The sequence below is a fragment of the Mucilaginibacter endophyticus genome (genome assembly GCF_003351025.1).
GTDB lineage: Bacteria > Bacteroidota > Bacteroidia > Sphingobacteriales > Sphingobacteriaceae > Mucilaginibacter > Mucilaginibacter endophyticus.
Map to the genome: position 1 here is coordinate 1,773,422 of NZ_QPCG01000001.1, position 20,302 is coordinate 1,793,723.

Genomic DNA, 20,302 nt, shown 5'->3' on the forward strand with positions numbered 1-20,302 from the left:
CACACTTTTGTACATTTCACAACAATCGGCAGTTTTGTTGATGAAAAGTAAATTATATGGCTAATTTTGTATCAATGTGTTAAATAAAATTCATGTTTAATTAAACATTGATAATGAATTAATAAGCTGACACAGTGGTTTTTAATTGAAAATAGCTCATTGTAAGCGAAATGGCGAAGCTATACTCAATTATTAATTAATGTCTCTAACCAATCCGATAGTTACTGCAGCCACCGTACCCAAGTTAATTTAATTAGATATACAGAATACCGATGTATGCATCTTGGACGGCTGCGACGTGAATTAACTTTAAACGAATTGGGCTCTGGCATTACTTAGTTTAATAATAACCGGGGTTTTTAACCCTCTCGCTGATAACTTAATCAAATGAATAAGCCAAACGCATCGAGCAAGAAGATATTAGTTATAGGCATCAACTTTTCTCCAGAATTGACGGGTATTGGAAAATATACCGGAGATATGGTTGAATGGTTTGTTGATAATAATTATGAATGTACTGTAATAACATCTTTCCCCTACTATCCATTCTGGAAGGTGCAACCGCCGTATACCAATAAGTTTTATAAGCGAGAGGTGCTCAAAGATGGTAAGCTTATTGTATACAGGTGCCCTTTGTATGTGCCGGAAAAACCCGGTGGTTTGAAGCGACTTATTCACGAAGCTACCTTTTTTCTGTCGGCTTATTTGGTGCTGATTTCCTTACTGTTTAAGTCTAAAAACGACTATATATTTTGTATAGCCCCGCCTTTTCATTTAGGCTTTTTAGGTTTGTTTTACCGTTTTTTTAAACGGGGCGAAATTATTTATCATATCCAGGACCTGCAAATTGAAGCCGCAAGGGATTTGAACATGCTCAAATCAAAAAGAGCATTTAAAATTTTGTTTGCGATGGAGAAATTTATCATGCATAAGGTAGATTTCGTAAGTTCAATTTCAAAAGGCATGCTTAAAAAGATAAGTGTTAAAACTAACCGGGAGATTACCTTTTTTCCCAACTGGGTTGATACTGACACTTGTTACCCAATAGCTAATTCTGCCGAATTGAAATCGATGTGGAATTTTGATGCCGATGACAAAGTAGTACTATATTCTGGCAGTATCGGCGAGAAGCAAGGAATTGAAGCTATTTTAGATGTAGCTGAACAGCTTAAACAGGTAAGTTTTATAAAGTTTGTTATTTGCGGCACCGGGCCGCACAAGGATAAACTTATTCAGCGGGCTAAGCAGCAGCAACTTGATAACGTAAGTTTTTTTCCGCTACAGGAGCGTCATCTGTTTAACAGCTTTTTGAATATGGCCGATGTGCATCTTGTTTTGCAGAAAAAGAGTGCCGCCGACCTGGTTATGCCGTCAAAACTGACCACCATTTTGGCTGTTGGCGGCTTGGCACTGGTAACCGCAGAACACGGAACCACTTTATATGAAGTTATAAAAGACAACAACATGGGGGTAGTGATTCCGCCAGAAGATATCGATCAGCTAAAGGCTGCCATATTTAACTGTTGTACATCTGATAATGCCGAAATTAAACTAAACGCCCGTGATTATGCCGAAAATCATCTTAATATCAGCAAAGTGATCAAAAGGATGATGTCAAATATGCAGAAAACGGCGTATCCCGAACCAAAGGGAATTAAGTATTTAAGATTGGACAGAGACGCGGATTAGAATTAAAATTAGTTACACAGCATCTTCAATATGGAAGCGGGATGCAGGGCCTGACAATGAAATTTCGGGCTGGGAATATAAAAAATTAGAAGATGAATATTCATAGACAGTAACATTGTTCAATAAAACTGCGACATTTTCATCCTTTTTTTCAAAGGATTTAACCTCGCCCAAAAAGGTAAGGTCGGTATTGAGGTCGGTGATATATATTTTTCTTGTAACGGGCTCACTCATAGTTTAATTATTGGCGCAAAGAAAATAAAATTTTATGGCAATCTTTTTTCAGACAGCAAGAAAAATGATTGTTTTTTAATCCTATGTGATCGTTTTAATTGGTGTGTAAATCTGAAACAGGTGCCTAAATACTTGTTCAAGAATAAATAATATAAACCTAACCTTAACCTGTGTGAAATTAATATTTATTGATGATGAACCAATTCAGCATTTCATAATTCAGCGAATGGTTGAAACCTATCTATCATATCAGCCTGTAACTAAATATTATTTCGATGCAACAAAAGTTCTGGAGTTTTTACTTAAAAACAAAACTAACAGCGATGAATTGCCCGATATGATATTTGTTGATATTAATATGGCTATTATGAGTGGTTCCTCATTTCTTTATAAATATAATAAACTAAGGTCTGGTTTAGCAAGGAAAATAGATGTTTATATCATGTCATCGTCAATTGATCCCGCAGACCTGGCGCTGGCAAAAAAATATGATTTTGTTTTAGATTATATTATAAAACCCTTAACAAAGGTTACGCTCAAAAAAATACTGGAGCCGGCACAGTGATCAGCATAAAGCTGCAACATTTTGGCAGGCGATATCTTCAATATAAATCTTACTCTTGCTTTTTGTTAAGGTAGTCTCCGATAGGCAGAACAACGGTGTTGATGAGGTGTAATCATAAACTTCAATATCGTGCAGGGTAGCAATAACATTATCATTTACTTCCTTATATGATTTCAGAAAGCCCGCAAAGGTCAGATTTTGTTCTAAGTCAGTTAAATAAATTTTCTTTTTAGGGGATAAAGTCATTGAAAATACGCTTGAGTAAAGAATAAAAAGTATTTACTGTGTATACGGTGCTCCCCGGATAATGTTGCAACAATTATTTAATCATTTATTGTTACTGTTTTAACTATTCATATGCCGCTCACAGCTTAAGCTGTGCCAACTCTTCAAAGGTTCCTGGAGATAAATCCGTGACCCATCTTTTTCAAGAAATAATTAAATCGATCATGATGAAAAATCAATTATTAACAACATTTTTAATTTTAATGGTAATGCTGACATCCTGCGCCAGCTATAAGGAGAACAGTTACTTTCAGGGATTGGATAGAAACCCGGAGATGGCTTATAAAATCACCAATTTTTCCCCGCCAACCATACAGCCTGGTGATGTTTTATCATTAAGCGTTAAAAGTTTGAATTCAGACGGATCTGCCATTTTTAACAGCGGCGCAGTAACAACTGCTAAGGGCAAAGATGGTAGCAGCAGTTCTACAGCGTCGGCAAATGATGGCTACCTGGTAAATAAAGATGGCGAAATCCAATTGCCTTTGGTACACGGCGTAAAAGTTGGTCAGCTTTCACTTGAAGACGCTGCTGCCCTTATAAAAGGTAAGATTTCGCCATATCTTAAAGAGCCTGAAGTATCACTGGCTTTCGCCAATTTTAAAGTTTCGGTATTAGGCGATGTGGCCCATCCAGATGTGATTACTGTTGATGGCGAGCGCTTTTCAATTACCGACGCGCTTAGCAAGGCCGGCGATCTTACCGCTACGGCTAATCGCAAAAATGTTTTATTGGTTAGAGAAGTTGACGGCAAACGGAAATATATAAATATCGACCTTACTTCGCCAAGGCTGTTTGAATCGCCATATTATTATCTCAAAAGCAACGATTTGATTTACGTTGAAGCCGGTAAAGCCAAATTTGCAACCCAAAGCACATTTGTTAAAGTACTCCCAATTGTGATTTCAATAGCGTCATTGATTTTGATTGCTATACAAGTAAGTAAATAACTGCAAAAAATACACATATACCTTCAAATATTATGGACGCTTCTAATTCAAATGATGCCGGATCGGCTAAAATCAGTAATTTTTTTAACCGGTTATTGTTTCATTGGCCTTTATTCCTGATTTTTTTTGTTATATGTTTTTGCCTTGCGGTGTTCTATTTAAAATATAAAAGGCCTGTTTATCAGATATTTGGTAAGGTGATGGTTAAGGATCAGCAAAAGGAAGCCAATAAGGCCGCCCTGGAAGCTATTAATTTAACTGAAAACCAGAGCGGTATAGATGAGCAAATGAGCCTTATGAGTTCAATTCCTGTTACAAGGCAGGTTGTTGAAGATTTGCAGTTATGGGTTACCTATCTTCAAAAAACGCCATATTACTCATACCAGGATATTTATTCAAGCACGCCAGTACAGTTTAAGTTAATCAGCCGCGGAAAAGGCTCATTGAATTCATTATTCGATATTGTAATTGAAAGTGACAGCACATACCTGATAAAGCAGCCAAGCGGTAAGTTAATCAGGTTTGCATTCCAAAATAACCTAACCAATAGCTTTGGTACCTGGAGGCTTGATAAAACAGCCGACTTCAAACAATACATCGGTAAAACAGTACGTATTAGATTACGCGAAATAGATGATGTAGTTGGCTATTATCAGGGCGCCATTCATGAATCGCCGGTAGCCAAGAGTTCGGTTGTTGTTTTCAGGCTGGATGATGAAGTACCCGAAAGAGGGCGTGAAATTATTGACGACTTGATAAGGGTATATATGGCGGCCTCAGTTGAGCAAAAACGCAGATCGACTCAAAATACCATTAAGTTTGTTGAAGAGCGTTTAGGATCGATCACCAGCGAGCTAAATAATGTAGAAAGTAAATATCAGGGTTATAAAAGCGCGCGGGGAATTACCGAATTAGCTGATCAATCATCGGTATACGTAGGTAATGCTCAAACCAATGAAAAGCAAGTTAACGATCTGAAGATTCAGCTGAGTGTGCTTGACGGTATAGATCGCTATTTGAACTCCAACGATGGTAAAGGCACTATGCCCTCAATTATAGGGTTTTCTGATGCAACCCTGCAATCATTAACAGACAGGCTTACTGATTTGCAGATGGAGAAAACGAAGTTATTAACCACTTTACCGGAAAATAACCCGTTGTTTAATCCGCTAAACCAGCAAATAAACGCTACAAGGGTATCGTTGCGTGAAAACCTGAAAACCACAAAGGCATCGTTGGTAGCTACCCTGCAAAGTTTGCAAAATGTAGGCTCAGGGTTTAAATCAAATATTCGCGCATTGCCAGGCGCCGAAAGAGATTTGAGCGACATAAAACGTATGCAGGGTATTAAAGAGAATCTTTACATCTATCTGCTACAAAAAAAAGAAGAGCTAAGCCTGGATTACGCTTCAACAATTTCTGATGCGGTGGTAATTGAACAAGCTCACGTAGGCGGTCCGCCAACACCTATACCTGGTTCTGTTTATGCCACGGCGTTAATATTGGGACTCGTTTTTCCGGTAGGAATGGTATATGGCCGTACAGCATTAAAGAATAAAGTTTCAAGTAAAGGCTCAGTGGTTTCAGCAACGGGGCTACCGGTTTTGCTTGAAATTGTGCAATCTGGAACTGATGAGCCAATAGTTGTGCTCAATCAAAAAACCTTTATCGGCGAACAATTCCGTGATCTCCGGACTAAATTGGCTTACCTGCACAAAAACAATAATAACCCCGGCAAAACCACCATTTTTACATCAAGTATGCAGGGCGAGGGTAAGAGTTTTGTATTGAGTAACCTCGGAACGGTATTGGCAATAGCCGGGAAAAAAACAGTACTTCTTGAGCTGGACCTGAGAAAACCCACGCTCGCCAAACGATTTAACTTAAATCCATCAGCGGCAGGTGTAACCGATTTTATTATTGGTAATGCTACGCAGACCCAGATCATACAGCGTTCAAGCATCTCTGAAGATCTGGATATCATTTGTGGCGGCGCGATACCTCCTAATCCTTCCGAGTTACTTGAAAGCACACAATTAGCTGAGCTTATAATCAATCTGAAAGCAAAATACGATCATATCCTTATTGACACACCGCCGGTTCACATCTTGGCCGACGCGATGATCATTGCCCATATGTGTGATCTTTGCTTGTACGTGATCCGTCAGGATTATACCCCTAACCAGGAACTGGAATTTATCAGGGAATTAAAGGCAGAAAACAAGCTGCCACGCATGAAGCTGATCTTTAACGCAGTGAAAAGCGAGCAAAGCGCTAATAGCTATATCTATCAGAAAAATAGTTATATAAAAGAGCCCGCAAAAAGCGTGAAAAGCCGGATGAAAAAATTTGCGAGCCGGTTTTAATCTTAACTTCCCATCTATTTATTATGCAATTAATAGCCCCATTTCATAAACTATCGCCTGATATATGAAAAGTTTAACAAGCGATGTTGTTGACGATAATAAATTTGCTAAATGGCAGCAATGGACTAAACTTATAGCTGTCACATTCTCGGCCCAGGCAATTATTCAGTTACTGGGATTAGTAACCGGAATATTGATAGTAAGGTTATTACCAACAACCGAATATGCGTTTTATACGCTGGCCAATACAATGCTTGGCACAATGACCGTATTGGCCGATGGTGGAATTTCATCAGGAGTGATGGCCCAGGGAGGCAAGGTTTGGCAAGATCGCCAAAAACTCGGAACCGTAATTGCCAGCGGACTTAAGCTTCGTAAAATATTCGGCATGTTTAGCCTTCTAATCTCTCTGCCAATCCTGTTTTACCTGCTCATCCGTAACGGTGCTTCGCTTATTGCTTCGGGTTTAATTGTGTTGGCAATCATTCCATCATTTTTTGCGGCCTTGAGTGATACACTGCTCGAAACAGCATCTAAACTTCACCAGGGTATAAACAAACTCCAAAAAAATCAGCTTTCTGCCGGACTTGGTCGTTTTGTATTGATGGTAGGATCGCTTTTGGTATTCCCGTTCACCTTTATAGCCATATTGGGTAACGGTATCCCCCGTATGTGGGCCAATATCAGGCTACGTAAAATCTCGGCAGAGTATGCAGATCCTGAACAAAAAGCAGATCCAGCAGTCGAGAAGGAGATACTTGCCATCGTAAAACGGTCGCTGCCTGGCGCTATCTACTTTTGTGTGTCGGGGCAGATCACGATTTGGTTGATCTCGGTTTTTGGCAATACGCAATCTATAGCGCATGTGGGGGCCTTGAGCCGCCTGACTACGGCATTAACTGTATTTACTACTTTGTTCAGTACGCTGGTGGTGCCACGCTTTGCCCGCCTGCCGGAGAAAAAGAATTTGTTGGTGCAGCGCTTTATTCAAATAGAAGCTGCGCTTTTTGCCATCAGCTTTATAATCATCATTATCGTAATGTTGTTTCCGGCACAAGTGCTCTGGATCTTGGGTAAAGGCTACTCAAACCTTAACAAAGAGATATTATTGCTCACGATATCAAGCTGCCTTACCATGCTGGCAGGCGTTACTTATTCGGTATTGGTTTCGCGCGGATGGATCATAAAACCGATCATTAACCTTTCGGTGAACATATTGTTCCAGTTAATCCTCATTGTTACTATGGATCTTTCAAAAACTACCAATGTGTTGATGTTTTCCATAGTCGACTTTTTGCTTGCTTTTGTAATCTTAATTATATACTTCATTTACAGGGTATCCAGGCTACCCAAACCAGCAGTTTCATGAAACAAAGATACCCTGCCATGCTAAGGCATAAACTTAGCAATGTTAGTATATCGCTCCGGAAAAAGTACTATAAGTTTTTAGGCATGCAGATTAACAATGGGGTAGTATTAGGCAAAATAAAATGTAAATGGCCAGGCAAGATCAGCGTTGGAAACGAAAGTGTAATAGAAGATGACGTTGTTTTTAAAACCCCACAGCCATTTGCCGAAACCAATTTTGTGAAAATTGGAGAGCGCGTATTTATTGGCCACGGATGCGATTTTAACATAACCTTAGGCCTGACAATCGGCGATGATTGTCTGATAGCAGCCAATACCACATTTGTTGATGCCGGCCGCGAAATGAAGCGCGATTTACCCATCAATCAGCAACCTGTGATACACAAACCAATAATTTTAAAGAACGATGTATGGATTGGCGCGCATAGTATTATCCTTCAGGGGGTAACTATTGGAGAGGGCAGTATCGTGGGGGCAGGTTCTTTGGTTAACAAATCAATTCCCGATTACCAGATATGGGCCGGTACACCCGCCCGCTTTATAAAAAACAGATAAAACACCTATGCAATCAGTTATTTGTACGCTTTTCGAAGGACATTACCACCTCGGTGTCGCGGCATTTGTCAATTCACTTTATAAGCATGGCTATAAAGGTGATATCTATGCCGGTTATTTAGGCGAGTTGCCTCCCTGGGCTAAAACAACAACTTCGTCTGTCTTTGGCGATCTGCAATTGGCAACCTTTAAGGTTAATGATGATATAAACATCCATTTTGTTAAGTTGAAAACCAGCTACCACTTAGCCAATTATAAACCTGATTTTTTGAAGTGGCTTTTTGAAGGCCCTGCACAGCAAGTGGACAATATCTTTTATTTCGACCCGGATATCATTTTAGATTACAGCTGGGATTTTTACGAAGAATGGGTGTCTTTTGGTGTTACAGTTTGTGAGGATGTGAATTCGCCACTTCCTCCCAATCATCCCCGTAAAATGGCCTGGAAGAAGTATTTCGGACAGTTTAATATTGATCTTGACCTGAACCGGGATATCTATGTGAATTCGGGGTTTATAGGTGTCAATAAAAAAGATATCGGTTTAGTTGATACCTGGATAATGATCCAGGAAAAAATTGGCCCCGTAATAGGCGGATTAAGCCGGGCGCCATTCCCTGGCGAAGCCAATCTTGCAAAAGAGCACGCGGGCGATTATGCGCCTTTCAGTAAAACTGATCAGGATGCTTTGAACATAGCTATTGCAGCGTGGGACGGAGTTGTGAGCTTTGTAGGTAAAGAGGGCATGGGTTTGCAAGGAGGTGCCACACTAATGCTTCATGCTTTAGGAAATCCCAAACCATGGAAAATTAAATTTTTGAAACAATCATTTTTGGGAATTAGCCCGAGAAGCGTTGATAAGAAATACTGGAAATGTGTTGATCATCCGATTTCAATATTCAACAATAATTATGTTCAGCGGAAAAGCCTCGTTGTAAATATGGGTGCGTTTATAGGCAGATTTTATACGAGAAACTAAACCTGCAGCCTTTTATACTATTCTACCGGTTATATGAAAATTTTACTTGTTTGCGCTTCGCTGGAGCCTGGTCTTGATGGAGTAGGAGATTACGTAAGAAGGTTAGCAGCGGAGTTTTGTAAAACTGGTCATGACGTTATGCTTGTGGCGTTAAATGACAGGCATATAAACGAGTTAACTGAAGATAGCACCAACAATTTCGGAATAACAAGGTTCCCGAAATCAATGCCTGAGCAGGAACGCCATAAAGCTTTTCAAACCGTATTAGATGCCTTTAATCCTGATTGGCTGAGTTTACAATACGTTTGCTATTCTTTCGAAAAAAGGGGCATAACCTTTAACCTGGTAAAACAACTCAAAAAGGTTAAGATAAAAGCCAACGTCCATATCATGTTTCACGAGATCTGGATAGGAGAATCAAACGAAAGTACCTTTAAAGATAAAATAACTGGCTTTTTCCAGCGATTGGCGATATCAGCATTGGTAAAAACATTAAAGCCTGCCGGTATTTCAACCTCAAACTCGTTTTACAGAAACTGCCTTGCAAAAGCAGGCATAGAAGCCAATAAGATCCCGATATTCAGTAACATGCCTATTGGCAATCCATCAGGCAGAAAAATATATGAGCAATTACCGACCGAAGTTCAAAGTAACCGTTCTGACTACGTTTTAGCCACCTTCTTTGGTGGGTTTCACTATCGCGATCAGCTTGATTCAAAACTTATCCGCTTAGCACAGCATGTTAGCCAGGAAATGAAAAAGAAGCTGGTGATCACACATGTAGGTAAAAGCTCCGGTATCGACGAACAGTTTGAACGGTTAGCACAAACTACCAAGATCCCCATGACGGTATTGGGTACATGGGATGCTCAGGATATTGCCGATTACTTCAGTTTATGCGATGTAAGCCTCGCCAATCATCCCCTGGTACTATTTGAAAAAAGCGGAAGTATTGCCGCGGCCCTTTACAATAAATGCCCGGTTATAGTTTTAAGAGACAACATTGCTGCTGATGATCAAAAAACTGCCGAGGTAGAACAAGTGGAAAGGATTAATAACATTGAAAAATTTATAAATCAGGATACCGGTTTTTCTGAAAAATACAACCCGGAAAGTGTAGCAGGGCAGTACCTGACAATGTTTAAAGCAAGCTGATAATCATAGCGATATAATAGTCCGTGTTTACCAAGCAATAAAACCAATATGCTTAAGCCTTTAAAAATTCTATTTATAACCCATAAATTTTATCCTGATCTGGGTGGTACGGAAGCTAACGCCGAATTTTTAGCGGGGGCGTTTCACGCTAAGGGCGCAATTGTGCACCTGCTCACCTGGACAAAAGCCTCTGGAACAAAAGAATTTCCTTACAGAATTGTTCGCAACCCGGGCTTGTTGCAGATAATAAGTGAGCATGCCTGGGCCGATGTGGTTTTTGAAAATAGCCCGGTTTTACGTTTGTCATGGCCTGCCGCGTTTTTCAACAAACGGTTGGTAGTGGTTTTAAATACCTGGCTTAGTAATGAAGACGGTTCAAAATCATTGCAGGCAAAGCTCAAATATGCATGGCTTAAAAAGGCCACTAAAGTGATCACAGTAAGTGATGCGCTCCGGAAAAAATGCTGGCCGGCAGCTACAGTAGTAGAAAACGCCTACAACGACAAACTTTTTGTAAGGACTAACGCAGAAGCCCAGCGGACTAAACGCTTTGTCTTTTTAGGAAGGGTAGTATCTGACAAAGGGGCCGACATGGCGATTGAGGCAATCAGTAAATTAAAACAGGAGCATGCAAATCAACTCCTCGGCGATATTTCATTGACCGTTATAGGAGAAGGGAAAGATCTTGCCAAACTGAGGCAATATGTGAAAGATCTGGAAATTGAAGATCTGGTAACGTTTGAAGGAAGTTTAACCGGCGAAAGATTGGTGGCATCTTTAAATCAACATAACTATCTGCTGGTACCATCACGGTGGGAAGAACCCTTTGGAATAGTAGCATTAGAAGGTCTTGCCTGCGGATGCATCCCTGTAGTTTCTGATGGTGGCGGCTTGCCTGACGCGGTTGGTGATGCAGGGGTGGTTTTTAAAAGGGGCGATATTGATGACATGGTAAACTCAATTACCAACGTGTTAACAGATACATCATTACAACAACGCCTGAAAGCGGCAGCAAATAAGCATTTACAGGAGCATAGCAGCGAAGTAGTTGCTCAGCAGTATTTTGACATTATACAAGCATCGGTAAGTTAAAACATGAAAGTAATATATACATCGCCTAACAGTAGTCATCACTATCGTTATGCACGCATGCTTCATGAGGCTGGGGTGCTGCACAAGTTTGTAAGCGGGTTCTCAAGATTAAGCCCCCGGGCAGCGCTTGACGAATTAGGTGACGAGTTGGTTCGTAAAGATTTTCTTCAAACAGCTTACCTGATTAGTTTAAGGTCAAAAATTCCGGTTGCGGTAAGCAGGCAGATTGCTTACCTGGCTAAAATTGAACAGGACAACGCTTGCAAACGCTATCTCGACGGGGCTGATATCTTCATGTACTACAATGGTAGCGGCTTAAACACAAGCAAAGCAGCCCGAAAAAAAGGCAAGATAGTTATAGTGGAGGCCGTTAACAGCCATGTGCAATACCAGGAAGATTTAATGAAAGAAGAATATGAATCATTGGGTTTGCCGTGGGTGCCATTTCATGCTAAAGAAAAAGCAAGGCGCTTAGCCGAATACCAGCTGGCCGATTACATATTGCTTCCGTCCAACTTTGTGAAAAGGAGCTTTATTCAAGCTGGTTTTTCCGAAAAAATGTTACTGCGGGTACCTTACGGCTTTAGCCAGTTAACTACTGGTACTACAGTAAATGCTGAAAAAGAGCAAAAAGAGTTTGTGGTTTTATACGTCGGCAGCATTTCGGTACGCAAAGGCTTAAGATATCTGATCAAAGCTTTTGAACAGCTTAATCATCCCCACAAAAAACTGATGATAGTAGGCCCGGAAAATAACCCTAACGGTTTAAATGATATTGTAATACCGGAAGATGTAATATTTACCGGCATATTAAAAGGTGAGGAGCTTAATGCCGCTTATAAAGGCGCATGTGTTTTCTGCCTGCCATCTATAGAAGAGGGACTTGCTTTGGTATTAGGTGAAGCCCTATCGTTTGGGGTACCAATAATTGCCACCGAAAACACAGGAGCTGACGACATTATTACCAACGGCGAAGAAGGATTTATAGTGCCGATAAGGGATAGCAATAGTATCCTTGAAAAACTGCAGTTGCTTGCTGATGACAAGGATGCTTATAACACGATGAAAGAAAAAGCGGTTAAAAAAGCCAGCAGCCTTAAAGGTTGGGACGAAACCGGGCGTTTGTTGGTAGCATCACTTAATGATGTATTTACCGCCAGGTTTTAAAGAAAATATACATGAACAAAGCTCAGGAGAGATTAAGGGTACGCTGTAAGCAACTGCTATATATTATAGTGTTAGTGCTTATTTTTGAGGGGGTTGTCCGCAAGTTGGTGCCGGCAGCAGGCATGCTTATTTTCTTCCTAAAGGACATTTTATGCATTATTGGTTTGGTATTGATTAAAAATGCAAAACTATCCGGCTTGACCATCAGGTTGGTGCAAAAATGGAAAGTAATGCTGATGGTGTTTGCCCCGCTGGTTTTGTTTACCCTCTTTCACGATGCTCTTTTAAGCATTTTTGGATTAAAGCAATACCTGCTGTTCCCGATTGTTGGGGTCCTGATGCCTTTCGCTTTTCCGGCCGATAAAATTGAAGAGTTTAAACAGTTTGTGCTGATCATTACTCTGGCCTTAGTGCCTACGTCAGTAGTTGCCATTATACAAAACTCGTTGCCGGCCACGCACTGGTTGAACATGAGTGTTGATGGAAATTCTTTAGAGGGTTTTTCTGCTGCCGGTCGTCTTCGGGTTAGTTCAACATTTTCATTTACAGGGCAATATTCCTGGTTTCTGAATTTTGTGTGTACGTTTTTAACACTTTGTTTCTTTTGGCCCAATAAAACAAAGGAAAAAAGTGGGTTTAAAAAAATGGCTTTATTGATTGCTGCAAGCATCGCATTGATCATTGGCATATTCATAACAGGTGGGCGTACCGCTGTATTGGGTTGCGGTTTTTGCTTTGTCGGCGGGCTGGCCTTTTCGGCGGTAAAAGCGCCTGGAAAAATAATAACAAGAGCATTGGTTGGCATCGCGGCGTTTGCTGTTTTATTAGGAGGGATCCGTGCTGTTAAACCCGAGTTTTTTGCCGCATACGATGAGCGTTCAAGCGACCACGGTGATGGTTCGCAAACCAACGAAATCTCGGGCAGGGTACAGGATGGCTTTTTAAATTGGACAAACTGGGTATTTGAACAGGACATTGTTGCTGTGCTGTTTGGTAATGGCTTGGGTGTAATGAGCAACGGATCAGAAAGGATAAGTTATTATGCTAACGATATCAAATCGAAAGGCTTTAGTACAGAAAGCGACCTTGATACAACAATTTATGAGGGCGGATTGTACCTTGCCATAAGCTGGTATGCGTTTAGAGTTGGCCTTATTTTCTTCGCCCTTAATCTTTGGCAAAAGATGAAGAGTAAAGAACTGAGTATAGTTGTTTCATTTTTATTGGCCTACATTATCATGACGGCCTCGTTTGGCGTGGTAGCCAGAAACCCGCCACTCAATATTTGGTTATGGCTGGCCATTGGCAGCGTAGTAATCATCAAAAACTACGACGAGCAGCAGCAAAAAGAACTAAAGGTGTCAAAGCCGGAACCAGAATCGGTTTTCGCGATATAGATATTCTCATTATAATCTTATGTCAAACAATAATTTTCGGGTAGCCATAGTTGTATCCCACCCAATCCAACATTTTTGTCCGCAGTATATAAGCTTTACAAAAATGAAGGATGTTGAAGTAAAGCTGTTTTTTGCCTCGATGCTGGGCTACAAAAAATACGTCGACAAAAATTTCGGGCAGGAAATATCCTGGAATAACCTCAGGTTAGACGAATTTGATCATGAATTTTTGAATGGCGAGCAGGTTCTGCCATCAACAAAGGAGCTTGATGCCCCGTCTATAACTGAGGAGTTGGATGCTTATCATCCGGATGCCATCATCACTTACGGGCATTTTCAAAAGGTGCAGCGTAGGGCGCACAAGTGGGCAAAAGCCAATAATGTGCCTATTGTTTACATTACCGATTCTGAAAACCGCCAGCGCCGTAAATGGTATAAGCTTTTGGCTAAATTCTTTTTGCTAAGGCAATACTATAACAAGGTAAACTACTTTTTTACCGTTGGCGACGCGAATGAAGCATATTTTAAACTTTACGGTGTACCCGAAAAAAAGTTCATCAGGATGCATTACCCAATTGATGTTGATGTATATGCCGATGCTTACCAAAACAAAGCCGCTTTACGTAGCCAGATCCGCGAGCAATACGGCATCCCGAAAGATGATTTTGTGATAGCCGTGGTTGGTAAGCTGGTAAGCTGGAAAAACCAGGAACACCTGATAGATCTTTTAATAGACCTGGAGAGTAAAGGTCAAAAAGCGCATGCGTTTATCCTGGGCTCGGGTAAAACACTTGATGGTTTAAAGCAAAAAGCCGAACAATTAAAGGTTAACAAAGCTCATTTCACAGGCTTTGTTGATCCGTTGAGCTTGCCTGCATATTACGCTGCCATTGATGCCTACGTACACCCAGCCAGCATCGAACCGCACTCTTTAGCTATAAGCGAAGCCATTTACATGGGATGCCCGGTAATTTTGAGCAGCACATGTGGCAGTTACGGCGATACTGACGACGTTCAGGTAAACAAGAATGGTTATGTGTATAACTTTGGTGATATCCGGGAGCTCTCAGAGAAAGTTATAAAGCTGATCAACGATCAGCAGTTACGCCAGCAATTCAGCGATCACTCACGTAAGATCTCTTTAAAATTTCAGCAGCGCGCACACCGCGACTCGATGCTCGATTTGATAAACAAGGTTAATAAAGGCAAACGCAAAGCTGTAGCCGTTTAAATTATGCGCATCGTTTTCTTTACGCATCCTTCGTTTTTAGGTTCGCAAAGTATGCCCCGGTTTGCAAATATGCTAACCAACGGTATGCAGCAACGAGGCCACGAAATCGAAGTTTGGACACCTCAAGCCTTCTTTTACAATCTCGGCGTGCCAAAGAGCTTAAAAAAATGGCTCGGCTATATCGATCAGTACATTTTGTTCCCAGGGCAGGTTCGCAAACGGCTAAAGGCATATCCGGCAGATACATTGTTTGTATTTACAGATCATGCACTTGGCCCCTGGATACCTTTAGTAGTTAAAAGACCGCATGTGATTCACTGTCACGATTTTTTAGCACAGCAATCCGCGTTAGGTATGATCGCCGAAAACAAAACAGGCAATAGCGGGAAAAAATACCAGCAATATATCCGGAACGGATACAGCAAAGGCAAAAACTTTATTTCGGTTTCGCTTAAAACACAAAGTGATCTGCACCAGATGTTAGGTTCAAAACCTACAGCATCAGAAGTTGTATATAACGGTTTAAACCAGGAGTTTACATCTTCTGAAGTAACCCTTGTGCGGATGCAGTTGAGCACGGAAACAAATATTGATCTCAACGGCGGCTATATATTGCACATCGGGGGTAACCAATGGTATAAAAACCGTACCGGAGTAATTCAGATCTACAATGCCTGGCGGGCAAAGAGCAACTATAAGCTATCGTTATTAATGTTAGGGGCGTCACCTAATCCCAAAATCATCGCTGAATATGACCAGTCGCCATATAAAAATGATATCCACTTACTTTCGGGTAAAAGCGACCTGTTTGTAAGAAACGCTTATGCCGGTGCATCTGTGCTTTTGTTCCCTTCGCTTGCCGAAGGTTTTGGCTGGCCCATTGCCGAGGCGATGGCTTCAGGATGCCCGGTTATAACAACCGGTGAAGCACCCATGACGGAAGTAGGAGGAGACGCGGCATTTTACATCCCTCGTCAGCCTCAAAACGCAGCTGATCTAAATGAATGGTTGCAAACCGCAAGTAACCTGTTAAATACTGTTTTAACGTCATCGGCACAACAACGTACCGAGATCATTAGCAAGGGTTTCATAAACGTAGGCCGGTTTGATACCGATGTTACCTTGAATGAAATTGAAAAGATATACCAACAAATAGTAGCCAGCTAAAACTAATTCACACGCAATTACATCGCTATGGAAAGAAATACCGATACACTGTATATTTTACGTTTTATTGCCGCAATAATGGTGGTTTGGTATCACTTTGGCAGCCCTACATTTTTTTCTTACAATGGCGGCGAAGCGGTTAACTTTTTCTTTTTTATCTCGGGCTTTGTAATGATTGTTGCAAATGCGAGGTATTTTAAAAGCGAAAATACCGAGTTTGCGAGAAAGGAATTTTATGTAAAGCGCTTTGCACGTATCTATCCTTTATACTTTTTAGCGCTGCTGGCACAGGCTATTTTTCATTACTGCATTAAAACTATTGATACCCCTACAGTAAAATACAGGTTGATATTTGAGGTTTTGGGAATTGAACGCTGGTTGTACGTTGGCGCGTTTAACGCTCCAGGCTGGACAATTTCGTGCGAGTTTTTCTTTTACCTTTTCTTTCCGTTTCTTATTGTTTATATGCGCAAAAACGAGGCACGGTTTAAAACAGTGGCTTGGGTATATTTCATTTTCACCTATTGCCTAACGCTGGTTTTATCATATTTAACTGAACTTCATTTGCCTACCATTCCTAAATTGGTTGTTACTGGACTGCGCCTTAATCCTGTATTCTTGATCTCAATTTTTATGTTGGGGATGTTATGCGGTAAGGTATTTCTTGACAGAAAGGCACGTTTTTTCAGAAATCAGATAAACTCATTAATAACAGTGATACTATGTATTGCAATCGTATTCCTGGTTAAGTTTTATGTACCCGGTTATTACGTGCTTGCAAATGGTTTGCTGTCGCCGGTTTATTTTGTGATGATATTGGCCATCACCAGCTTTAAGAAAAAAGATACGACCTTCTTTAGCGCAAAACCATTGATTTTTTTAGGTGACATCAGTTACAGTATCTATATTTTTCAGGCTCCCTTCATGAATTACTTTAAAATGTTTGTGATGCCCATAGGCACATGGCCGGCCTTAATAGTTGCCACACTTGCGCTCATAGCCTTTTGCAGCGTTTTGTATTTTACTGTTGAAATGCCTTGTAAAAACCTGATCCTGAATTTATTTAACAAGAAGCGGGCGCCTAAAGAGCCAGACTTCGCTGTATTATAATCCTGTCAAATATTCATTATATCGGTTACAGCTGATTGAAAAATGGAAACTACTATTTACCCCATGCAAACGGATCTTTCAAAATTTACTATTGGCGATTATAAAAACGGCAATAAATTAAAAGTAACCGTTTGGTATTTTATCAACTATTTCATTTTTAACAGCGCTTTCCCATGGCCTTATAAAATGAAAGTGGCTTTACTTCGGTTGTTTGGTTCAAAGGTAGGCAATGGCGTTGTCATCAAAACAAAAGTTAAAATTAAGAACCCATGGCGATTGACCATTGGCGATCATACTTGGATAGGCGAATCGGTTTGGATAGATAATCTGGAAGATGTGAGCATCGGAAAAAACGTTTGTATCTCGCAGGATGCCATGTTGCTTACCGGTAATCATGACTACACGAAAGCAGATTTTCCATATCGCCTGGGTAAGATCACCCTGCACGATGGTACATGGATTGGCGCAAAAAGCGTGGTTTGTCCCGGCGTTGTTTGCCATAGCCATTCTATTTTAACTGTTAACTCTGTTGCCACTAAAGACCTTGAGCAATGGAGTATCTACTCAGGAAACCCGGCCTCTTTTATAAGGGTTAGAAAAGGCATTACCGATTAATACAGTAGCAACAAAAATGAGTGAAAAGATCAATTTGGTTTGCCTGCCATTTGCTGGAGGGAACAAGTATTCATACAGGCCTTTGTTTATCGAAAACTCGGCTGTGTTCAATACTACGACCCTCGAATACCCGGGCAGGGGAACGCGGATTTTTGAAGAGTTTACGTCAGATATCGATATGCTGGTTAACGATTTGTTTAACCAACTGAAACCGATACTAAGCAAAGGTAATTATGCCATATATGGTCATAGCCTGGGTGGTTTACTTGCCTATTTGCTTGCGGTGAAAATCTGTGAGTATAACTACGAGTTGCCTAAACATATCTTTATTACCGGCGCTTCAGGTCCGTCGGCAGTATCTCGTCAAACAAAAAGGTTCCATTTATATCCGCATAAAGAATTTATTGATGAGGTGATCATATTAGGCGGAATGCCCGACGAGATTTTGCAGGATAATGCGATGCTGGAATTTCTTGAACCAATTTTGCGTAACGATTTTAAGGTGAGTGAAACCTATATCCACAAAGCTGCCGAGCCGCTGAATATCCCTTTTACGGTTATCACCGGTACAGATGAAGATCTTAAAGCCGAAGACGTTTTGCTGTGGCAAAATGAAAGCATCCCCGCTGTTGATTTTATAAAGCTGGAAGGCGATCACTTTTTTATCATGCAGCACAGGACTTTTATCATCAATGCTATCGCTGAAAAGCTGATCAAACAATTAGAAACATTTTAGTCATGAACGAGGAACAATTATATCTGAAACCCAACGTGGTAATGGAGCCACTGGTAGACAAATGGTATGCCTGGAGCCACCTGATCTCTCCGGCAACAGCCGCCATGAATATAGTTGGAAGGCATTTGGCAATTATCGAATCGTATTTAATGGCTCCGGCCATCCACGCTAATGCTGTGCTCAACCCTAAAATGAAAGGTGGCCCGTTTATGGATTTTGGCGGTGGCAGGATTGATGAGGTGACTGAGCTTCAAGACCAATCGCTTGAAAAACAGAATAAAGTTATTGAGTTTGCTAAAGCGATAAAAACATTAGACAGGCTATTGGCTGCTGAAGCAACAGGCTACGGCTTGGAGGATCTGTATCCAAAAGTGCCTGAAATATTAAGAGGTTACGTTGAGCTATACTACGATCGTAATAACAACCCTGGTTTCCGGTTTTTTGAATCATTGCTATATCAAAGCGAGTTTTATAACAAGAGTTCGCAAAGCCTGGCCATGTGGATCACCAATAATGATGAGCGCCCGTTTTGCCTGAGCACACCTCGCCTTAACGAGCCGGATGTTTTAAGTCTGGACGTACCGTTTGACCATGCTTGCATTGATGCCTTGGCCAAAATGAAACGCACAGCCAATAGCTACGCGGCTATTAAAGAAATCTGCGGCATCACGCCGGAGCAGGAACCTTTATTTAAAACGTTTTTTACAGAAACGCCTCCGCCGCCATATGAAAAATATACCGGCGACAAGATCAGGATGCGCTATTTTGGCCATGCCTGTATTTTGGTTGAAACTAAGGATATCAGCATTTTAGTCGACCCACTGATTAGTTATTATGGTTATAGTTCGGATGTTCAGCATTTTTCGGACGTTGACCTGCCAGATACTATTGACTATGTACTGATCACCCATAATCACCAGGATCATATCCTGTTTGAAACCCTGTTGCCTTTAAGACATAAGATCAAAAACCTGATAGTTCCGCGTACATCAAGCGGTAAGCTGGAAGATCCTGATCTGAAGTTGATGTTCAATAACATTGGCTTTAATAATGTGATGGATATCAGCGAAATGCAAACCATCCATTTTAATGACGCCATTATCACCGGTTTGCCTTTTATAGGCGAGCATAGCGATATGAATATCCTCACTAAAGCTTGCTACCTGGTAAAAATAGGCGATTTTAAACTGCTCTTCCTGGCCGATTCAAGAATTGTTGAACCTCGTTTATATGAGCTGGTACACAAATTTATTGGGAACGTAGATGTGCTTTTTATTGGTATGGAATGTGATGGCGCACCGTTAACGTGGTTGTACGGTCCGCTGCTTACCAAAAAACTGGCGAGGGATATGGACGGCAGCAGGCGCCTTGCCGGGTCCGATTGTGATAAAGGAATGGCGCTTATCGATATTTTTCAACCTAAAGAAGCATACGTGTACGCCATGGGCCAGGAACCATGGGTCGAGTTTATCAGCAGTATCAAATACACGGACGAATCAAACCCGATTGTACAATCAGATAAGCTGGTAAAGCTATGCACAGAACGCGGCATAATTGCCGAACGCCTTTACGGCGAAAAGGAGCTATTGTATAATAAGCAGGTTGACAATCTTGTAGCGCAATAGCCACCAGCTTTAAGCATTT

The 20,302-nt window shown here is 41.0% G+C and carries 19 protein-coding genes; 17 read left to right on the forward strand and 2 right to left on the reverse strand.

The window, feature by feature from the left end:
- The first annotated feature begins 387 nt into the window (after positions 1-387).
- The gene (locus tag DUL71_RS07205; protein ID WP_114937385.1) at positions 388-1,689 is read left to right on the forward strand and encodes a WcaI family glycosyltransferase; all 1,302 of its coding nucleotides are present in this window, start codon (positions 388-390) and stop codon (positions 1,687-1,689) included.
- A 12-nt stretch (positions 1,690-1,701) separates the two neighbouring features.
- Here the strand turns inward: DUL71_RS07205 and DUL71_RS07210 are convergent, their stop codons facing one another.
- A complete protein-coding gene (locus DUL71_RS07210) occupies positions 1,702-1,923 on the reverse strand; it encodes a hypothetical protein (protein WP_114937386.1) in 222 nt (73 codons plus the stop codon).
- Positions 1,924-2,095: 172 nt separating this feature from the next.
- Between DUL71_RS07210 and DUL71_RS07215 the strand changes: the two genes are divergently transcribed.
- Positions 2,096-2,488 carry a response regulator gene (locus DUL71_RS07215; protein ID WP_154402339.1) on the forward strand — a complete coding sequence of 131 codons (393 nt, stop codon included), beginning with the start codon at positions 2,096-2,098 and terminating at the stop codon, positions 2,486-2,488.
- On the opposite strand, the gene DUL71_RS07220 is transcribed toward DUL71_RS07215, so the two are convergent.
- The gene (locus DUL71_RS07220) at positions 2,489-2,734 is read right to left on the reverse strand and encodes a hypothetical protein (protein ID WP_114937388.1); all 246 of its coding nucleotides are present in this window, start codon (positions 2,732-2,734) and stop codon (positions 2,489-2,491) included.
- Between the two features lie 248 nt (positions 2,735-2,982).
- On the opposite strand from DUL71_RS07220, the gene DUL71_RS07225 reads away from it, so the two are divergent.
- From DUL71_RS07225 to DUL71_RS07295, 15 genes are all read left to right on the forward strand, one after another.
- Positions 2,983-3,723 (forward strand): polysaccharide biosynthesis/export family protein, encoded by a 741-nt coding sequence (locus DUL71_RS07225; protein ID WP_244228712.1) that lies wholly within the window; start codon positions 2,983-2,985, stop codon positions 3,721-3,723.
- Positions 3,724-3,755: 32 nt separating this feature from the next.
- The gene (locus tag DUL71_RS07230; protein WP_114937390.1) at positions 3,756-6,089 is read left to right on the forward strand and encodes a GumC family protein; all 2,334 of its coding nucleotides are present in this window, start codon (positions 3,756-3,758) and stop codon (positions 6,087-6,089) included.
- 64 nt (positions 6,090-6,153) lie between these two features.
- Positions 6,154-7,458, forward strand: a complete 1,305-nt coding sequence (locus DUL71_RS07235) for an MATE family efflux transporter (RefSeq protein WP_114937391.1) — start codon at positions 6,154-6,156, stop codon at positions 7,456-7,458.
- Complete coding sequence (locus DUL71_RS07240) at positions 7,455-8,012, forward strand: acyltransferase (protein WP_208645485.1); 558 nt, start codon at positions 7,455-7,457, stop codon at positions 8,010-8,012. The genes DUL71_RS07235 and DUL71_RS07240 overlap by 4 nt, the downstream gene beginning before the upstream one ends.
- 7 nt (positions 8,013-8,019) lie before the next feature.
- Positions 8,020-8,988, forward strand: coding sequence for a hypothetical protein (locus DUL71_RS07245; RefSeq protein ID WP_112575019.1), 969 nt, complete (start codon positions 8,020-8,022; stop codon positions 8,986-8,988).
- 33 nt (positions 8,989-9,021) lie between these two features.
- A complete protein-coding gene (locus tag DUL71_RS07250; RefSeq protein WP_114937392.1) occupies positions 9,022-10,143 on the forward strand; it encodes a glycosyltransferase family protein in 1,122 nt (373 codons plus the stop codon).
- A gap of 48 nt (positions 10,144-10,191) precedes the next feature.
- Positions 10,192-11,235, forward strand: a complete 1,044-nt coding sequence (locus tag DUL71_RS07255; protein WP_114937393.1) for a glycosyltransferase family 4 protein — start codon at positions 10,192-10,194, stop codon at positions 11,233-11,235.
- Between the two features lie 3 nt (positions 11,236-11,238).
- Positions 11,239-12,402, forward strand: coding sequence for a glycosyltransferase family 4 protein (locus tag DUL71_RS07260; protein ID WP_114937394.1), 1,164 nt, complete (start codon positions 11,239-11,241; stop codon positions 12,400-12,402).
- 11 nt (positions 12,403-12,413) lie between these two features.
- Positions 12,414-13,799: a hypothetical protein gene (locus DUL71_RS07265; protein WP_114937395.1), complete on the forward strand. Its 1,386-nt coding sequence runs from the start codon at positions 12,414-12,416 to the stop codon at positions 13,797-13,799.
- Positions 13,800-13,902: 103 nt separating this feature from the next.
- On the forward strand, positions 13,903-15,030 hold the full coding sequence (locus DUL71_RS07270; RefSeq protein ID WP_161964389.1) for a glycosyltransferase family 4 protein: 1,128 nt from the start codon (positions 13,903-13,905) through the stop codon (positions 15,028-15,030).
- Positions 15,031-15,033: 3 nt separating this feature from the next.
- Positions 15,034-16,197 carry a glycosyltransferase gene (locus DUL71_RS07275; RefSeq protein ID WP_114937397.1) on the forward strand — a complete coding sequence of 388 codons (1,164 nt, stop codon included), beginning with the start codon at positions 15,034-15,036 and terminating at the stop codon, positions 16,195-16,197.
- A 27-nt stretch (positions 16,198-16,224) separates the two neighbouring features.
- The gene (locus DUL71_RS07280) at positions 16,225-17,307 is read left to right on the forward strand and encodes an acyltransferase family protein (RefSeq protein WP_114937398.1); all 1,083 of its coding nucleotides are present in this window, start codon (positions 16,225-16,227) and stop codon (positions 17,305-17,307) included.
- A 42-nt stretch (positions 17,308-17,349) separates the two neighbouring features.
- Positions 17,350-17,922, forward strand: a complete 573-nt coding sequence (locus tag DUL71_RS07285) for a WcaF family extracellular polysaccharide biosynthesis acetyltransferase (protein ID WP_244228713.1) — start codon at positions 17,350-17,352, stop codon at positions 17,920-17,922.
- Positions 17,923-17,938: 16 nt separating this feature from the next.
- Positions 17,939-18,658, forward strand: a complete 720-nt coding sequence (locus DUL71_RS07290; RefSeq protein WP_114937400.1) for a thioesterase II family protein — start codon at positions 17,939-17,941, stop codon at positions 18,656-18,658.
- 2 nt (positions 18,659-18,660) lie between these two features.
- Complete coding sequence (locus DUL71_RS07295) at positions 18,661-20,283, forward strand: MBL fold metallo-hydrolase (RefSeq protein WP_114937401.1); 1,623 nt, start codon at positions 18,661-18,663, stop codon at positions 20,281-20,283.
- The last annotated feature ends 19 nt before the right edge of the window (positions 20,284-20,302 follow it).

Excerpts from the sequence above, each read along its gene's own strand:
- DUL71_RS07205 (WP_114937385.1), top strand. The coding sequence starts at position 388 with ATGAATAAGCCAAACGCATCGAGCAAGAAGATATTAGTTATAGGCATC.
- DUL71_RS07210 (WP_114937386.1), bottom strand. The coding sequence starts at position 1,923 with ATGAGTGAGCCCGTTACAAGAAAAATATATATCACCGACCTCAATACC.
- DUL71_RS07220 (WP_114937388.1), bottom strand. The coding sequence starts at position 2,734 with ATGACTTTATCCCCTAAAAAGAAAATTTATTTAACTGACTTAGAACAA.
- DUL71_RS07225 (WP_244228712.1), top strand. The coding sequence starts at position 2,983 with ATGCTGACATCCTGCGCCAGCTATAAGGAGAACAGTTACTTTCAGGGA.
- DUL71_RS07230 (WP_114937390.1), top strand. The coding sequence starts at position 3,756 with ATGGACGCTTCTAATTCAAATGATGCCGGATCGGCTAAAATCAGTAAT.
- DUL71_RS07235 (WP_114937391.1), top strand. The coding sequence starts at position 6,154 with ATGAAAAGTTTAACAAGCGATGTTGTTGACGATAATAAATTTGCTAAA.
- DUL71_RS07240 (WP_208645485.1), top strand. The coding sequence starts at position 7,455 with ATGAAACAAAGATACCCTGCCATGCTAAGGCATAAACTTAGCAATGTT.
- DUL71_RS07245 (WP_112575019.1), top strand. The coding sequence starts at position 8,020 with ATGCAATCAGTTATTTGTACGCTTTTCGAAGGACATTACCACCTCGGT.
- DUL71_RS07250 (WP_114937392.1), top strand. The coding sequence starts at position 9,022 with ATGAAAATTTTACTTGTTTGCGCTTCGCTGGAGCCTGGTCTTGATGGA.
- DUL71_RS07255 (WP_114937393.1), top strand. The coding sequence starts at position 10,192 with ATGCTTAAGCCTTTAAAAATTCTATTTATAACCCATAAATTTTATCCT.
- DUL71_RS07260 (WP_114937394.1), top strand. The coding sequence starts at position 11,239 with ATGAAAGTAATATATACATCGCCTAACAGTAGTCATCACTATCGTTAT.
- DUL71_RS07265 (WP_114937395.1), top strand. The coding sequence starts at position 12,414 with ATGAACAAAGCTCAGGAGAGATTAAGGGTACGCTGTAAGCAACTGCTA.
- DUL71_RS07270 (WP_161964389.1), top strand. The coding sequence starts at position 13,903 with ATGAAGGATGTTGAAGTAAAGCTGTTTTTTGCCTCGATGCTGGGCTAC.
- DUL71_RS07275 (WP_114937397.1), top strand. The coding sequence starts at position 15,034 with ATGCGCATCGTTTTCTTTACGCATCCTTCGTTTTTAGGTTCGCAAAGT.
- DUL71_RS07280 (WP_114937398.1), top strand. The coding sequence starts at position 16,225 with ATGGAAAGAAATACCGATACACTGTATATTTTACGTTTTATTGCCGCA.
- DUL71_RS07285 (WP_244228713.1), top strand. The coding sequence starts at position 17,350 with ATGGAAACTACTATTTACCCCATGCAAACGGATCTTTCAAAATTTACT.
- DUL71_RS07290 (WP_114937400.1), top strand. The coding sequence starts at position 17,939 with ATGAGTGAAAAGATCAATTTGGTTTGCCTGCCATTTGCTGGAGGGAAC.
- DUL71_RS07295 (WP_114937401.1), top strand. The coding sequence starts at position 18,661 with ATGAACGAGGAACAATTATATCTGAAACCCAACGTGGTAATGGAGCCA.